Genomic DNA, 16,972 nt, shown 5'->3' with positions numbered 1-16,972 from the left:
AAGGACGTGAAACCGCCTCAGGGTCGGATGGAACAGGAGTGTGCCCATCATGCTGTACCGTCGTTTCGAACAATTGATCGACATCTTTCGCGAGGCACCGAGCGAAGCACCGCCTAGCCAGGTATGGCCGTTCTACCTCTATTACCTGCGCCAGGTCTGGCCCAGCTTCCTTGCACTGCTGGTCGTCGGGCTGGTGGCGGCCCTGATCGAAGTGGCCATGTTCAGTTACCTGAGCCGCATCATCGACCTGGCCCAGGCCACCCCGGGCAGCGAGTTCTTCAGCCTGCACAGCGGCGAGCTGATCTGGATGCTGGTGGTGGTCCTGGTGCTGCGCCCCGTGTTCTTCGGCCTGCACGACCTGCTGGTGCATCAGACCATCAGCCCCGGCATGACCAGCTTGATCCGCTGGCAGAACCACACCTATGTGCTCAAGCAGAGCCTGAATTTCTTCCAGAGCGACTTCGCCGGGCGTATCGCCCAGCGCATCATGCAGACCGGCAACTCCCTGCGCGACTCTGCCGTCCAGGCTGTCGATGCCCTGTGGCACGTGCTGATCTATGCAATCAGCTCGCTGGTGCTGTTTGCCGAGGCCGATTGGCGCCTGATGCTGCCGCTGCTGACCTGGATCGTCTGCTACATCGGCGCGCTCTATTACTTCGTTCCGCGGGTCAAGGAGCGCTCGGTGATTTCCTCCGATGCCCGCTCCAAGCTGATGGGGCGGATCGTCGACGGCTACACCAACATCGCCACGCTCAAACTGTTCGCCCATACCGACTACGAGCAACAGTATGCCCGCGAGGCGATCAGCGAACAGACCGAGAAAACCCAGCTGGCCGCACGGGTCGTCACCAGCATGGACGTCGTCATCACCGGCCTGAACGGGCTTCTGGTGGTGGGGACCACAGGCCTTGCCCTGTGGTTGTGGAGCCAGTCGTTGATCACCGTCGGTGCCATTGCCCTGGCCACAGGCCTGGTGATCCGCATCATCAACATGTCCGGCTGGATCATGTGGGTGGTCAACGGCATCTTCGAGAACATCGGCATGGTCCAGGACGGCCTGCAGACCATCGCCCAACCGGTCAGCGTCACCGACAAGCCCAATGCCCCTGCGCTGAAGGTCAGCCGTGGGGCCGTGCATTTCGATGACGTGAGCTTTCACTATGGCAAGGGCAGCAAAGTCATCGACGGGCTGAGCCTGGATATTCGTCCCGGCGAGAAGATCGGCCTGATCGGCCCGTCCGGAGCCGGCAAGTCGACCCTGGTCAACCTGCTGCTGCGCCTGTACGACGTACAGGGCGGGCGGATCACCATCGATGGCCAGGACATCGCCGAGGTCAACCAGGCCAGCCTGCGCGCGCAGATCGGCATGATCACCCAGGACACCTCTCTGCTGCACCGCTCGATCCGCGACAACCTGCTGTATGGCCGTCCGGATGCCAGCGAAGCGCAAGTCTGGGAAGCCGTGCGCCGGGCCCGGGCCGATGAGTTCATCCCACAACTCTCAGATGCCCAGGGGCGCACCGGCTTCGATGCCCATGTCGGCGAGCGTGGGGTCAAGCTTTCAGGCGGGCAGCGGCAACGGATCGCCATTGCCCGGGTACTGCTCAAGAACGCGCCCATTCTGATCATGGACGAAGCCACCTCGGCGCTGGATTCGGAGGTCGAGGCGGCGATCCAGGAAAGCCTGGAAACCCTGATGCAGGGCAAGACGGTGATCGCCATCGCCCACCGCCTGTCCACCATCGCCCGCATGGATCGGTTGGTGGTGCTGGACAAAGGGCACATCGTCGAGAGCGGCACCCATGCCGAGCTGCTGGCCCAGCATGGGCTTTATGCCCGGCTCTGGCATCACCAGACCGGAGGGTTCGTCGGGGTGGATTGATCGCCGCAACTGCGCCCGTTCGCGGGTTTACCCGCGAACAAAGGGCCAGGCGGCGGCTCTCAATCCTTGCGGTAAGGCAACATCCCCAGCGCCTCTTCGGCATAGGCCTTGACCCCTGCCCGCTCCTGCTCGAGAAAATCCTCGACCGCCCGACGCAACCCCGGATGCAACAGGTAATGCCAGGAGCGCGTCAGCACCGGCTCGAATCCGCGTATCAGCTTGTGCTCTCCTTGGGCCCCAGCATCGAACCGCTGTATCCCTTGGCTGATGGCAAAGTCCATACCCTGGTAAAAACAGGTCTCGAAATGCAGGCGGTCGAACTCGGCCAGGCAGCCCCAATACCGGCCGAAGAGGCTGTCGCCACCGACCAGGCTCAAGGCCATGGCCACATCCCGCCCTTGCTGGCGCGCGATGACCACGCGCACTGCCTCGGGCATGCGCTCTGCCAGCAGGCTGAAGAAGTGGCGGGTCAGATAGGGCGTGCGGCGGCGCACCGCGTAGGTGTTGGCATAGCACAGGTAGATGAAGTCCCATTGCACCTGGCTCAACTCATCGCCACGGTACCAGTGGAAGTCGATCCCCTGCCCCGCCACTTGTTCACGCTCCTTGCGCATCTGCTTGCGCTTGCGTGAGCTGAGGGTGTCGAGGAAATCCTGGAAGTCCCGATAGCCACGATTGTGCCAATGAAACTGGCAGCCCAGGCGCTCCATCCAGCCCGGCACATCGGCGATCTGCTCATCCAGGGCACGGTCGGTGAAGTTGATGTGAGCGCCTGAGAGCCCTCCCTTGACCAGGTACTCAGGGATGGCCTGGAGCAACAGCAGGCCATCGGCGCAGTCTGCCGCCAGCAGGCGGGGGCCACTCACAGGGCTGAAGGGCACCGCGCCAAGCAGCTTGGGGTAGTAGGGAATGCGGGCTCGCTCGCAGGCATCGGCCCACCCCTGGTCGAACACGTATTCGCCGAACGAATGCCATTTGCGATACGCCGGCAGCACCGCGCGCACCTTTTCATCACGCTCCAGCACCAGGTGCTCGGTGGCCCAGCCTGTGGCAGGCGCGACGCTGCCGCTGTCTTCCAGAGCGCTTAGAAACGCATGGCGCAAGAACGGCTGGCCCTCGGGGACCAAGGCGTCCCAGGTCGCCGCCGGCAGATCGTGCAAATGAGCAAGGCTGTACAGGCTGGTCACGATTTCGACTCGCTGCAAAGAGATGGCCAGTATCCCGGATATGGGGCCCCGCACTCAAATGAAGGGGCGCTTGGATCCCACGCACTTAACCGCAGTGCCACCAAATAGACATCATTCTGTCATTCCCCCTCGCAATACTTGCGCCTGTTTTTCGGAACCCCAGCAACCTGTCTATTCAGGCCCTTTCCGAAGACATGCCAACTTGGGGGTGGGCGCCAAAGCCTCCCCACTTTTTTCCAACAGGGAGAACCTTATGCGTCTTGTTTCTACACTTACCGGAGTCAGCCTCACCGGCATGATGCTGGCACTGAGTGCTCCGGCCAGTGCTGCAGTCGACGCCAAGCTGCTCGAAATGCTCCGCGCCAACGGCTCGATCAACCAGGCGCAGTACAACGAACTGCAGGCCGATCTGGCCAAGGAAACCAAGGAAAAGGCAGAGCAGAAAGCCCAGTCCGAGCGTCTGAGCTCCTTCGAACAGAAAGTGGCCTGGGCCGCCAAGACCCAGATCAAAGGCGACGTGCGCCTGCGCTACGAAGACGTCAACGTCGACGACCCCAACCGCAAGAGCCCCAACCAGGACCGCGAGCGCGTCCGTGCCCGTGTCGGCTTCTACAGCGAGATCAACCCGCAGGTCGATGCCGGCGTGCGCGTGGCCACCGGCAGCAGCGCCGATGCCCGCTCCACCAACCAGAGCCTGGACAATTACTTCGAGAAGAAATCGTTGTGGGTCGACCTGGCCTACCTCGACTGGCACCCCACTGCCGTGCCGAACCTGCACTTGATCGGCGGTAAGATGATGCAGCCTTGGGTGAGCATGGGCGACATCATCTGGGACAGCGACATCAACCCAGAAGGCGTGGCCGTCACCTACAAGACCGACCTGGGCGCGGCCGAGCTGTTCGGCAGCGCCGGTCACTACAACCTCAAGGACAACGTCGACGGCGAAGGCGTACAGTTCAAGCACGACGCGCAGCTCTATCACGGCCAGTTGGGCGCCCGCTTCAATGCCGGCGACACCGTCAAGGTCACCGTGGGCACCAGCATCTACGGCTATGACAATGACAAGGACGCAGCCCCACTGCAGGCCTTTGGCAACACCACCAACGAGTTCAACCTGGTGGAAGGCTTCGGCCAGGTCGACTTCACCGGTTTCGCCATCCCGCTGTCCGCCTATGGCCAGTACGTGAAGAACACCGAAAGCACCGACGGCGAAGACAAGGCCTGGCTGGCCGGTCTGAAGACCAAGCTTGGCGCCTGGAGCCTGGATTACAACTACCGCGACGTGCAGCGTAACGCGGTGGTCAGTGCCTTCACCGACTCCGACTTCGGTGCCGGCTACACCGGTTCCCGTGGTCACAAGTTCAAGGTCGGTTACGAAATCGACAAGAACTTCTCGCTGGGCGCGGCCTACCTGATGGCCAAGACCGACCTGTCGCAACTGCCGAACAGCGATGCCGATGTCGACACCCTGCAGGTCGACCTGGAAGCCAAGTTCTAAGCGCGAGCTCCCCTGCGTTGCTCAGGCGGGAAGTGCCGACCCCATCCGGCGCTTCCCGCCTTTTTTATAGGCCATTGGCAGATAAACCCGCCCTCACCAATTGGGCGCTGCCCGTTGAGGGCGGCACTCTACCTGTGGAAGCGGGTTTACTCGCGAAAAGACCTGGGCAGGAATCAGCGCTTGCGCAAGATCACACTACCGATCGAATAGCCTGCGCCAAACGAACTCAGCACACCCAGCGCACCTTTGGGCAGATCATCCTGATACAGGTGGAAGGCAATCACCGAACCTGCCGAGCTGGTATTGGCATAGCGATCCAGAATCACCGGCGCGTCTTCCTCGGCCACATCACGGCCGACCAGCTTCTTGACGATCAGGTGGTTCATGCTCAGGTTCGCCTGGTGCAGCCAGAAGCGCTTGACGTCGGTGGGCTGCAACCCGTTCTCGCCCAGGTGCTGGCCGATCAGTTCGGCGACCATCGGGCACACTTCGCGGAACACCTTGCGGCCTTCCTGGACGAACAGTTTGTCCGGCGCCCCGATGCCCTCCTCCGCCGCGCGGTTGAGGAAGCCGAAGTTGTTGCGGATGTTGTTGGAGAACTGGGTCAGCAGCTTGGTACTGACAATGTCGAACTGATGCTTGGAGGTGGCTTGGTCGGCACGTTCGATCAGCACTGCAGTCGCTGCGTCACCGAAGATGAAGTGGCTGTCGCGGTCGCGGAAATTCAGGTGGCCGGTGCAGATCTCAGGGTTGACCATCAGCACCGCACGCGCCTGGCCCAGTTGCACGCTGTTGGCGGCGGTCTGGATGCCGAAGGTGGCCGAAGAGCAAGCCACGTTCATGTCGAAGGCAAAACCCTGGATGCCCAGTGCCTGCTGCACCTCGATGGAAATGGCCGGGTACGGGCGCTGCAGGTTGGAGCAGGCGACGATCACACCGTCGACATCGGCCGCTGTGCGTCCCGCGCGCTCCAGGGCCTGGCGAGCAGCGGCCACGGCCATCTCGCAGAGGATCGACGGTTCGTCGTTGGAGCGCTCCGGCAGGCGCGGCTTCATGCGCTGGGGATCGAGGATGCCCGCCTTGTCCATGACGAAGCGGCTCTTGATACCGGAAGCCTTCTCGATGAAGGCCGCATCGGACAGCGGCGCAGCTTCGATCTCGCCACGCTCGATGGCGGCCGCGTTGTCTTGATTGAACTGCTGGGCCCACGTGTTGAAGGATGCCACCAGTTCTTCGTTGGAAATGCTCTGGGCCGGGGTGTACAGGCCGGTGCCGCTGATCACGACGTTATGCACGGTCGTTCCTCTGGTCAAAGGCCACCACCACACGGCGCTGGCCGGAAAAGGGCAACATAATGGCACTTTAGTGCCAATTTGTAGGCAAGGGTTTGCCCCTCGGTCACGGAGCAAACCTGCACCCACAGAACCTGCGGGGGCGGGCGTGTCCCGCGATGGGTCGCACAGCGGCCCAAATTCCCACAAGTTTGCCACATTTCCCGGGCTTTAGGCTTCCACCTGCCCCCACTGTTTGCTCAAACGCTTGTCGGAAACCGGTACCTTGGTTCCCAACTGCTGGGCAAACAACGACACCCGGTATTCCTCCAGCCACCAGCGGTAGACCGTCAGTTGTTCGTCACGCTTGCCCTCTTGGGCATGCTTGTCGGCCCGGGCCTTGTACTGCGCCCACAGATTGGCCAGCTCGCCACTCCAGACACGGTCCTTCTGCACCTGGGCGCCAAGCTTCTCCAGACGAAGTTCCACCGCCTTGAGGTAACGCGGCAACTCCTTGAACCACGCAGCCGGTGTCTCGCGGACAAAGCCCGGATAGACCAGGTTGGCCAGCTGCTGCTTGATGTCGTTCAAGGCCACTGCCTGGCTCAGGTCGATCTTGCCCTTGAAGCGCTTCTGCAAACCGTGCCACAGCTTGAGCACCTCCAGGGTCTGGCGGGCCAAGCGTTCGGCGTGCTCGGCCCAGTTGCCACGCTTACGCTCGGCAAGGCCGGCCAGGGCAGCGCCATCTCGGGGCAGCGGCGCCTCGCCTTCAAGGATGCAGCTGTCCAGGCTGGCCAGCAGAATGTCCTCCACCAACGCCTCGACACGCCCCAACTCGCGATACAGCAAGCCCAGTTCGGTCAGCCCCGGGAGCTTGCCCCGCAGGAACTTGGCAGGCTCGGCCAACTGTTGCAGCAACAGCCGTTGCAAGGCTCGGCGATGCTGGAACTCGGCTTCGGCCTGGGTCGAGAATCGCCCTTCACGCACGGTGCCGGCCTCTTCCACCAAGGCCGGGTAGACCGTCAACGACAGGCCAGCGATCTTCTGCTGCGCCGTCTGCGCCACTTCAGAGAACGCCTTGGCCTGCACCGGTTGCTCGGCCTTGTCGTTGCGCGGCATGGCCAATGCCGCCTGGCTCGCGGCGGCAAATCGTGCTGTCAGCTCGGCCAGGTCACGACCTTCGCCAAGGAACTTGCCTTGGCCATCGACCACTTCGATGTTCATGCGCAGGTGGCTTTCGACCAGCCCGGCAGCTTCCGTCCAGGCCTCGTCGGACACCCGAGCGCCCGTCATGCGCAACAGCTCCTGACCCAACGACTGAGGCAAGGCCCCCTGGCCAAATGTCATGCGCGCCAGGGCGGCCTTGACGAAGTCCGGCACCGGCACGAAGTTCTTGCGCAGGGCCTTGGGCAAGTTGCGCACCAAGGCCACGCATTTGGCCTCCAGCAGGCCTGGCACCAGCCACTCCAAGCGCTCGCCCGGCAGGTTCGGCAGCAGCGGTGCCGGCACCCGTATGGTGACGCCGTCTCGCGGATGACCCGGCTCGAAGTGGTAAGTCAGCGGCAGGCGCAGGTCGCCGACCTGAAGGCTGTCGGGATACTGCGCGGCCGTAACCTCGCTGGCCTCACGGGCCAGCACGTCCTCTTCGCGCATGATCAGCAGGTTCGGATCCTTCTGGCTGTTCATCCGGTACCAGCTGTCGAAGGTCGCAGTCTGGTGGATTTCTGCAGGCAAACGCGCCTCATAGAAGGCATAGAGCGTTTCTTCGTCGGCCAGGATGTCGCGCCGACGAGCCTTGGCTTCCAACTCGTCAAGCTGCTCGAGCAGGCGCTTGTTGGCGGTCAGGCACTTGGCCCGCGACTGGATCTCGCCGCCGACCAGGCCTTCGCGGATGAACAGCTCGCGCGAGGCCACCGGATCGATAGGCCCGAAATGCACAGGCCGGCGGCCGACCAGGATCAGCCCGTACAGGGTGATCTGTTCGTAGGCCACCACCTGGCCTCGCTTTTTCTCCCAGTGCGGCTCGAAATGGTTCTTCTTGACCAGATGCGTGGCCAGCGGCTCGATCCAGTCCGGTTCGATCTTGGCCACCATGCGCGCATAGAGCTTGGTGGTTTCCACAAGCTCGGCAGCCATCACCCATTGCGGACGCTTGCGGCCGATGCCCGAGGACGGGTGGATCCAGAAGCGCCGCTGGCGTGCGCCTTGATAGTCGCCCTCTTCAGTCTTGTGGCCGATCTGGCTGAGCAGGCCACTGAGAATGGCCTTGTGCATACGCGGGAAATCCGCAGGCTCTTTGTTGACCGACAATTGCAGGTCGCGGCAGATCAGCGCTAATTGGCGATGGGCGTCGCGCCACTCACGCAGGCGCAGGTAATTGAGAAAATGCTTGCGGCACCAGTTGCGCAGCGGGTTGGCGGTCAGCGCCTGGCGCTGTTCCTCGAACCCGCGCCACAGGTTGACCAAAGCCGCGAAGTCGGAGTCAGGATCTTTCCACAGGGCATGGGCCTGGTCGGCGGCCTGCTGGCGTTCCGGAGGACGCTCGCGCGGGTCCTGCACCGACAGGGCGCTGGCGACGATGAGCACCTCCTGCAGGCTGCCCTGGCGAGCGCCTTCGAGCAGCATGCGCCCCAATCGGGGGTCGATCGGCAGACGCGCCAGTTGGCGGCCCAAGGGTGTCAGCTGGTTCTCGCGGTTGACCGCCGAGAGCTCCTGCAACAGGTTGAAACCGTCGCTGATGGCTTTGCCATCCGGCGGCTCGATGAACGGAAACGCATCGATGGCGCCCAGGCGCAGGTGCAGCATCTGCAGGATCACCGCGGCCAGGTTGGTCCGCAGGATCTCTGGGTCAGTGAACGCGGGCCGTGCGTTGAAGTCCTCTTCGCTGTAAAGACGTACGCAGATGCCCGGTTCGACACGACCGCAACGGCCCTTGCGCTGGTTGGCGCTGGCCTGGGATACCGCCTCGATCGGCAAACGCTGGACCTTGGCGCGGTAGCTGTAGCGGCTGATGCGCGCGGTGCCGCTGTCGATCACATAGCGGATGCCCGGCACGGTCAGCGAGGTTTCGGCAACGTTGGTGGCCAGCACTACCCGGCGCCCGGTATGGGGTTGGAAGATCTTCTGCTGCTCGGCCGGCGTCAGGCGCGCGTACAACGGCAGGATCTCGGTATGGCGCAATTGGGCCTTGCGCAGGATCTCGGCGGCATCGCGGATCTCACGCTCGCCCGGCAGGAACACCAGCACATCGCCGGGGCCCTTGCCCTCGCTGCGTTCGTGATGGGCCAGCTCATCGAGGGTAGCGAGGATCGCCTGGTCGACGGTCAGGTCGTCCTCGACCCGGTTGCCCTCTTCGTCCTGTTCGCTGGTCAGCGGGCGGTACCAGGTTTCCACCGGGAAGGTACGGCCGGACACCTCGATGATCGGCGCCCCGTCGAAATGCTTGGAGAACCGCTCCAGGTCGATGGTTGCCGAGGTGATGATCAGTTTCAGGTCCGGGCGACGGTGCAGGAGCGTCTTGAGGTAGCCGAGCAGGAAATCGATGTTCAGGCTGCGCTCGTGGGCTTCGTCGACGATGATCGTGTCGTAGCGCTCGAGGAAGCGGTCATGCTGGGTTTCGGCCAGCAGGATACCGTCGGTCATCAGCTTGACCAGGGTGCCCGCATCGCTCTGGTCCTCGAAACGCACCTGGTAGCCCACCAGAGCGCCCAGCGGTGTGCCGATCTCCTCGGCCACCCGTGCCGCGACGCTGCGCGCGGCGATCCGGCGGGGCTGGGTATGAGCGATCAGGCCATGCTGACCGCGGCCCATTTCCAGGCAGATCTTCGGCAACTGGGTGGTCTTGCCCGAACCGGTCTCGCCGGCAATCACCAGAACCTGGTGCTCGGCCAGGGCCTTCTTGATCTCGTCGCGCTTGGCGGCGATCGGCAAGCTGTCGTCGTAGCGGATGCTCGGCACGCTGTTCTGGCGCGCGACAACCTGGGCACAGGACGCCTGGACCCGCTCCACCCATTGGGCAAGCTTGGCCTCGTCGGGGCGCTTGCGCAGCTCGTGCAGTTGCCGCCGTAGCCGATGGCGGTCGGCGATCATGGCGTGGTCGAGGTTCTTCAGCAGTTGATCGATGGCGTGGTCTGTCATGGGGCTTTTTGATGATGCAGGTGAGCCTGCTTTTTCATGATCGTCATTCGGAAAGTCGGGCGATTGTCGCAGATTTGCCGGTTCTCTGCTGCCTATGCGGGACTCTTCGCGGGTAAAGCCGCTCCCAGCAATTGCACAGAACTTGGAGGCCGCCCGGTCCTGTAGGAGCGGGCTTACCCGCGAAGACGCCAGCACGAATGTTTAGCCAATCACGGAATGAAGGTTGCCATTCACTGCTTTAATCAACCTTATGCCCCGTGTGAGTATCCACCGATGACCTGCCGACCGAGCAATGCGCGCCCCACCCTTCCCAAGGCCCGGGCCCGCGCCGGCGAAAACCCGCTGGTACATGTCATCCTCGCCTTCTGGGCCCTGTGGCACTGCCGCCACGCTCGCCCACCGGATACTTCGTTCGCGCCTCACTGATCCAGCCTCGGCCATCCCTGGCCGACATCAATCAGCCCGACTCGCCGCCCACCTGCGGCCGGTCCTGTGCGCCTGCGGGCGCGAGCGAACATCATGCATTTTGCCAACCCCGAGCAAGCCCGTCGCTTTCTGGCCGACAACCCCGATATCGAACTGTTCGAGCTGTTCATCCTCGATGCCAACGGCGTGCCCCGCGGCAAGCTGCTGCACCGGGACGAACTGCTGGCCGTCTATGAAAGCGGCCGCCCGCTGCCGAGCACCATTCTGGGCCTGACCTTGAATGGCGACGATGTGGAAAACTCAGGCCTGGTCTGGGATGTCGGCGACATCGACTGCCGCGCCTACCCTCTGGAAGGCAGCCTGGTGCGCCTGCCCTGGCGGCGCGTGCCGACGGCTGCCGTGCAGGTCAGCATGCACCCCAGCCAAGGGCTGCCCGCCAGCGTCGCCGACCCGCGCCACGTGCTGATTCGCACGCTCGATGCGCTCAAGGCCGACGGCTATTACCCGGTGATGGCCTGCGAACTGGAGTTCTACCTGCTCGACCAGCAGCGCGACGCCCAGGGGCGTCCGCAACCGGCGCTGGACAATGACGGTGGTCGCCCCCGCACCACCCAGGTCTATGGCCTGCGCGAGCTGGAGCAGATCGAGCCGTTTCTCGCCGACCTGTACGCCGCCTGCAAAGCCCAGGGCATCCCGGCGCGCACCGCCATCTCCGAATATGCGCCCGGCCAGGTGGAAATCACCCTGGAACACGGCGATGCACTGCAGGCCATGGACCAGGCCGTGCGTTACAAACGCCTGGTCAAGGGCATCGCCCATGCCCACGGCATGCAGGCCTGCTTCATGGCCAAACCTTTCGCCCACCTGGCCGGCACCGGCATGCACATGCACCTGAGCCTGGCCGACGCCGAGGGCCGCAACCTGTTCGCCAGCGATGATCCCGCCGGCACCCCGCTGCTGCGTCAGGCCGTGGGCGGGATGTTGCGCCACCTGCGCGAGTCGCTGTTGCTGTTCTGCCCCAACGCCAACTCCTACCGGCGCTTCCAGGCCAACAGCTATGCGCCGCTGGCGCCCACCTGGGGGGTGGACAACCGCACCGTGAGCCTGCGCGTGCCGGGCGGGCCTGCCAACAGCCGGCATGTAGAGCACCGCATCTGCGGCGCCGACGCCAACCCTTACCTGGCTTCCGCCGCGATCCTCGCCGCGACTCATCAAGGCGTACGCGAACAACTCGACCCGGGTGCCCCGATCGAGGGCAACGGTTACGCCCAGGCCACCGAACACCTGCCCACCGAATGGCTCACCGCCCTCGAGGCGCTGGAGCATTCGAGCTGGGCCCGGGAAGCACTCGGCGAAGCCTTCCTCGGCGTCTATCTGAAGGTCAAGCGCGCCGAGTATCGCCAGTTCATGGCCGAAGTCGGCGAACAGGACTGGCGCTGGTACCTGCACCAGGCCTGAGCCCCATTCACAGTAAGGAACGAACATGAACTCAGCAGTGAACAACGGGCCGGCCCAACGGGCGCCGTCCTACTACACCGCCACGCTCAACGACCCGACCCAATACCCCACCCTGACGGGCACCGAGCAGGTCGACGTGGCCATCATCGGCGGCGGTTTCACGGGCGTCGCCACCGCCGTGGAACTGGCCGAACGCGGCCTGAAGGTGGCCATTGTCGAAACCAACCGCATCGGCTGGGGCGCTAGCGGACGCAACGGCGGTCAGGTCACCGGCAGCCTGTCGGGTGACGAGGCCATGCGCACGCAGATGCGCAAGCGCCTGGGTGAAGACGTGGACGATTTCATCTGGCACCTGCGCTGGCGGGGCCACGAGATCATCGAGCGGCGCGTGGAGCGCTACGGCATCGACTGCGATCTCAAGCGCGGGCACCTGCACGCAGCGATGAAGCCTTCGCACATGGATGAACTGCAAGCGAGCTACGACGAAGCCCAGCGCCGTGGCATGGGCGACCTGGTGCACCTGCTCGATCGCAATGCCGTCAGCGAACATCTGCAAAGCCCGCTGTACCTGGGCGCCCTCAAGAACCGTCGCAACCTGCACCTGCACCCGCTCAACCTATGCTTGGGCGAAGCGCGCGCAGCCCATGGCCTGGGCGCACTGGTTTTCGAGAACTCCGAGGTGCTGGAGATCGTCCATGGGCCACGCCCGGCGGTGGTCACCGCCCGAGGCCGGATCGAGGCGCGCCAGGTGCTGCTGGCCGGCGATGTCTATCACAAGCTGGAAAAGCGCCAGCTCAAGGGCAAGATCTTCCCGGCCATGGGCGGCATCGTCACCACTGCGCCGCTCGGTGAGCTGGCCGACCAGATCAACCCCCAGGATCTGGCGGTATACGACTGCCGCTTCGTTCTCGACTACTACCGTCTCACGGCCGACAAGCGCCTGCTGTTCGGCGGTGGCGCCAACTATTCGGGCAAGGATTCGCGGGACATCGAAGCCGAGCTGCGCCCGTGCATCGAGCGCACCTTCCCAGCGCTCAAGGGTGTGCCGATCGAGTTCAAGTGGAGTTGTGCGATGGGTATCGTGGTCAACCGCATTCCGCAATTGGGCAAGCTGTCGGACAACGTCTGGTACTGCCAGGGTTACTCCGGGCACGGTATCGCCACCAGCCACATCATGGGCGAGATCATGGCCGAGGCGCTGACCGGGACGTTGGAGAAGTTCGACACCTTCGCGGCGTGCAAGCACATCAAGGTGCCAATGGGGGACTTGCTGGGCAATCCGCTGTTGGCGGCAGGTATGTGGTACTACCAGATGCTCGAGAAACTGCGCTGATCACTGAGGGCTGCGTGACAGCCCCAGGATCCGAACCTTGGTTGCGCAGGGCTGCAATGCAGCCCTGCATGAGCAACGTCAGGCGATCTTCTTCAGGCCCTGCTTCTTGAGCTCTTCATCACGCAGCTCACGGCGCAGAATCTTGCCGACGTTGGTGGTCGGCAGCGCATCGCGGAACTCGATGTGACGAGGGACCTTGTAGCCGGTGACGTTGGCGCGCATGTGCTCCATCACCTGCTCCTTGGTCAGGGTCATGCCCGGCTTGACCACGATGAACATCTTGATCACTTCGCCCGACTTTTCGTCCGGCACACCGATCGCCGCGCACTGCAGCACGCCCGGCAGACTGGCCAGTACGTCTTCGAGCTCGTTCGGATAGACGTTGAAACCGGAGACCAGGATCATGTCCTTCTTGCGATCGACGATGCGCATGTAGCCATCGGGCTGGATGACTGCGATATCGCCCGTCTTCAGCCAACCGTCCTGGTCGAGAATTTCAGCGGTGGCCTCTTCGCGCTGCCAGTAGCCCTTCATGACCTGCGGGCCCTTGACGCACAGCTCACCGACCTCGCCCAGGCCCAACTCGCGACCGCTGTCGTCGATCACCTTGCACAGGGTTGAAGGCACAGGAATGCCGATGGTCCCGACCTGGTTGGCCTCGGCCGGGTTGACCGCTGCGACCGGGCTGGTCTCGGTCATGCCGTAGCCTTCGCAAATTGCGCAGCCAGTGACGGTCTTCCAGCGCTCGGCCACGCTCAGTTGCAAGGCCATGCCACCGGAGAGAGTGATCTTCAGCGCCGAGAAGTCCAAGGCGCGGAAGGCGTCGTTATTGCACAGGGCAACGAACAGGGTATTGAGGCCGACGAAGCCGCTGAACTTCCATTTGCCCAGCTCCTTGACCATCGCCGACAGGTCACGGGGGTTGCTGATCAGCACATTGTGGTTGCCGATCAGCATCATGGCCATGCAATGGAAGGTAAAAGCATAGATGTGGTACAGCGGCAGCGGGGTGATGAGGATCTCGCAGCCTTCGTGCAGGTTCGCCCCCATCAGGGCGCGACATTGCAGCATGTTGGCCACCAGGTTGCGGTGGGTCAGCATGGCCCCCTTGGCAACCCCGGTGGTGCCGCCGGTATACTGCAGCACCGCGACGTCGTTCGGCTGTGGGTTGGCTTCGGTCACCGCGCCGCCCTTGCCCAGCGCCAAGGCATCGTTGAAGCGTACGGCGCCCGGCAGGTTGTAGGCCGGCACCATCTTCTTCACGTACTTGATTACGCTGTTGATCAGCAGGCGCTTGAGCGGTGGCAGCAAGTCGGCCACTTCAGTGACGATGACGTGCTTGACCTGGGTCTTCGGCACCACCTTCTCGGCCAGATGCGCCATGTTGGCCAGGCACACCAAGGCCTTGGCGCCGGAGTCGTTGAACTGGTGTTCCATCTCCCGCGCAGTGTAGAGCGGGTTGGTATTGACCACGATCAAACCTGCGCGCATGGCACCGAATACGGCCACGGGGTATTGCAGGACATTGGGCAGTTGTACGGCAATCCGATCACCCGGTTTGAGGTCGGTATGCTGTTGCAGCCAGGCGGCAAAGGCGCCCGACAGGGTGTACAGCTCACCATAGGTGAGGGTTTTGCCCAGGTTGCTAAAGGCCGGTTTGTCGGCAAAGCGTTGGCAGGATTGCTTGAGCACCGCCTGGATATTGGGGAACTCGTCAGGATTGATTTGCGCCGTTATCCCGGCTGGGTACTTATCCTTCCAAAAATTTTCGATCATGGAAGCCCGCTCCTTCAGCAACAGCGAATTCGTCACGCATTACGCGTTTATTATTGATATGGGATGACGGCTCATTGCAAACCGGATCATCTGGAAGCGCGCCGAGAGTAACAGCTTTGCCAGGGGTCGACTAGAGCCCAAATCGGCCCAATCGGTCACAAAAATGACTCAAAGAAATGTATCGGTCATTTTTAGAGTATTTATCCAAAACGTCGCAATTCAAGCCGAAAACGGCAGGATAGAGCGGTTTACAACCACCCTATTCTGCCGCTCGAAGAAACCTGCGTGAAAATCAGGCGATATCCCGCAGCTCGCGACGCAGAATCTTGCCCACCGGGGTCATGGGCAGCGAGTCACGCAATACGATGTATTTGGGCACTTTGTAACCGGTGAAGTTGGCTTTGCAGTACGCCTTGAGCTCGTCGACGCTCAAGCCTGCTTCTCGCGGCACCACGAATAGCTTGACCGCCTCGCCGGAGCGATCGTCGGGCACACCGATGGCCGCGCAGTTGGCAACCTTGGGATGGCCCATGACCACTTCCTCGATCTCGTTGGGGTACACATTGAAACCCGAGACGATGATCATGTCCTTCTTGCGATCGACGATCCGGGTGAAACCGTCCGGGTCGATCACGGCGATATCGCCAGTCTTGAGCCAGCCGTCGGCATCCAGCGTCTGTGCGGTGGCCTCAGGTTGGCGCCAGTAGCCTTTCATGACCTGCGGGCCTTTGATGCACAACTCGCCCCGTTCGCCCAGAGGCAGCTCGTTGCCCTCGTCATCGATGACCTTGAATGCTGTGCCAGGCACAGGAATACCTACCGTCCCCAGACGCGCCAGCGCGCCGTAAGGATTGGTGCTGGCGACCGGAGAGGTCTCGGTCAGGCCGTAGCCCTCGACGATGCGACAGCCCGTCAGGCTCTCCCAGCGTTCGGCCGTGGCCTTGACCAAAGCCGTGCCTCCGGAGTTGGTGACCTTGAGCGAGGAAAAGTCCAGGGACTTGAAGCCAGGGTGATCCATCAAGGCGACGAACAAGGTGTTCAAGCCAAGCAAGGCAGTGAAACGCCACTTGCCCAGCTCCTTGATGAAGCCGGGAATATCACGGGGATTGGTGATCAACACGTTATGGTTGCCGGTGACCATCATGCACATGCAGTTCGCGGTGAAGGCATAGATGTGGTACAGCGGCAGCGGTGCGATCATCACCTCCTGGCCATCCTTGATCAGCTTCTGCCCATCCGGGCCGTGCTGGGAGAAACAGGCCAGCACTTGCAACATGTTGGCCACCAGGTTCCCATGAGTGAGCATGGCCCCCTTGGCCAGCCCCGTGGTGCCACCGGTGTACTGCAGCACCGCGACATCATCGAGGCTCAGGGGCACCGGCTTGGGCACCCCCGACCGGCCCTGGCGCAGCACCTGCTTGAACGATATGGCCTGGGGCAGCCGGTAGGCCGGCACCATCTTCTTGACCTTGTCGACCACGGTATTGACCAGCCAGCCCTTGGCGAACGGCAGCAGATCGCCCATCTTCGCCTCGATCAGGTACTCGATATCGGTGTCGCCCAATACCTCTTGGACCCGCTTGCCGAACATGTTCAGGTAGACCAGGGCACGGGCACCGGAATCCTTGAACTGATGGCGCATTTCTCGCTCGGTGTAGAGCGGGTTGGTGTTCACCACGATCAGCCCGGCGCGCATCGCGCCGAACACGGCAATGGGGTATTGCAGGACATTGGGCATCTGCACCGCGATGCGATCGCCCGGAACGAGGTCGGTGTGCTGCTGCAACCAGGCGGTGAAGGCAGCGCTATAACGCTCGAGGTCGCTGTAGCTGAGGGTCACGCCCAGGTTACTGAAGGCCGGACGGTCCGCAAAGCGCTTGCAGGAGCGCTCGAACACGTCGACGACCGATCGATAAGCAGTGATCTCGAGGGTGGAGGGCACGCCCGCCGGGCGTTTGTCGTTCCAGAAGTCGGCTTGCATCTTATTGTTGTTCCTCTGCCATG

General features: G+C 62.9%; 9 protein-coding genes. 4 read left to right on the top strand and 5 right to left on the bottom strand.

All coding sequences use genetic code 11. The features are described 5' to 3' along the window. Positions 1 to 49: 49 nt before the first annotated feature. Positions 50 to 1,882 carry an ABC transporter ATP-binding protein gene (locus J5X93_RS06825; RefSeq protein ID WP_043209332.1) on the top strand — a complete coding sequence of 611 codons (1,833 nt, stop codon included), beginning with the start codon at positions 50 to 52 and terminating at the stop codon, positions 1,880 to 1,882. A gap of 59 nt (positions 1,883 to 1,941) precedes the next feature. On the opposite strand, the gene J5X93_RS06820 is transcribed toward J5X93_RS06825, so the two are convergent. Then, a complete protein-coding gene (locus tag J5X93_RS06820; protein ID WP_250034575.1) occupies positions 1,942 to 3,069 on the bottom strand; it encodes a GNAT family N-acetyltransferase in 1,128 nt (375 codons plus the stop codon). A 253-nt stretch (positions 3,070 to 3,322) separates the two neighbouring features. Here J5X93_RS06820 and J5X93_RS06815 point away from each other — a divergent pair, with 253 nt between their 5' ends. Next, a complete protein-coding gene (locus J5X93_RS06815; RefSeq protein ID WP_250034572.1) occupies positions 3,323 to 4,567 on the top strand; it encodes a putative porin in 1,245 nt (414 codons plus the stop codon). 173 nt (positions 4,568 to 4,740) lie between these two features. Here J5X93_RS06815 and J5X93_RS06810 read toward each other — a convergent pair whose 3' ends face one another. Together J5X93_RS06810 and hrpA are read right to left on the bottom strand one after the other, a co-directional pair. Continuing rightward, positions 4,741 to 5,862: a beta-ketoacyl-ACP synthase III gene (locus J5X93_RS06810; RefSeq protein ID WP_043209328.1), complete on the bottom strand. Its 1,122-nt coding sequence runs from the start codon at positions 5,860 to 5,862 to the stop codon at positions 4,741 to 4,743. 207 nt (positions 5,863 to 6,069) lie between these two features. Then, positions 6,070 to 9,975 (bottom strand): ATP-dependent RNA helicase HrpA, encoded by a 3,906-nt coding sequence (hrpA, locus tag J5X93_RS06805; protein ID WP_090345371.1) that lies wholly within the window; start codon positions 9,973 to 9,975, stop codon positions 6,070 to 6,072. Positions 9,976 to 10,494: 519 nt separating this feature from the next. On the opposite strand from hrpA, the gene J5X93_RS06800 reads away from it, so the two are divergent. Together J5X93_RS06800 and J5X93_RS06795 are read left to right on the top strand one after the other, a co-directional pair. Next, positions 10,495 to 11,859, top strand: a complete 1,365-nt coding sequence (locus J5X93_RS06800; protein ID WP_250034570.1) for a glutamine synthetase family protein — start codon at positions 10,495 to 10,497, stop codon at positions 11,857 to 11,859. Between the two features lie 25 nt (positions 11,860 to 11,884). Beyond that, the gene (locus tag J5X93_RS06795; protein WP_043209323.1) at positions 11,885 to 13,192 is read left to right on the top strand and encodes an NAD(P)/FAD-dependent oxidoreductase; all 1,308 of its coding nucleotides are present in this window, start codon (positions 11,885 to 11,887) and stop codon (positions 13,190 to 13,192) included. A gap of 78 nt (positions 13,193 to 13,270) precedes the next feature. On the opposite strand, the gene fadD1 is transcribed toward J5X93_RS06795, so the two are convergent. Next, positions 13,271 to 14,968 (bottom strand): long-chain-fatty-acid--CoA ligase FadD1, encoded by a 1,698-nt coding sequence (fadD1, locus tag J5X93_RS06790; RefSeq protein WP_043209321.1) that lies wholly within the window; start codon positions 14,966 to 14,968, stop codon positions 13,271 to 13,273. A gap of 292 nt (positions 14,969 to 15,260) precedes the next feature. After that, complete coding sequence (fadD2, locus tag J5X93_RS06785) at positions 15,261 to 16,949, bottom strand: long-chain-fatty-acid--CoA ligase FadD2 (RefSeq protein ID WP_043209319.1); 1,689 nt, start codon at positions 16,947 to 16,949, stop codon at positions 15,261 to 15,263. Between the last annotated feature and the right edge of the window lie 23 nt (positions 16,950 to 16,972).

The sequence above is a fragment of the Pseudomonas sp. BYT-1 genome, from assembly GCF_023611805.1.
GTDB lineage: Bacteria > Pseudomonadota > Gammaproteobacteria > Pseudomonadales > Pseudomonadaceae > Aquipseudomonas > Aquipseudomonas guariconensis.
Note: the sequence above shows the minus strand (reverse complement) of the source record. Positions and strands in the feature narration are given on the sequence as shown.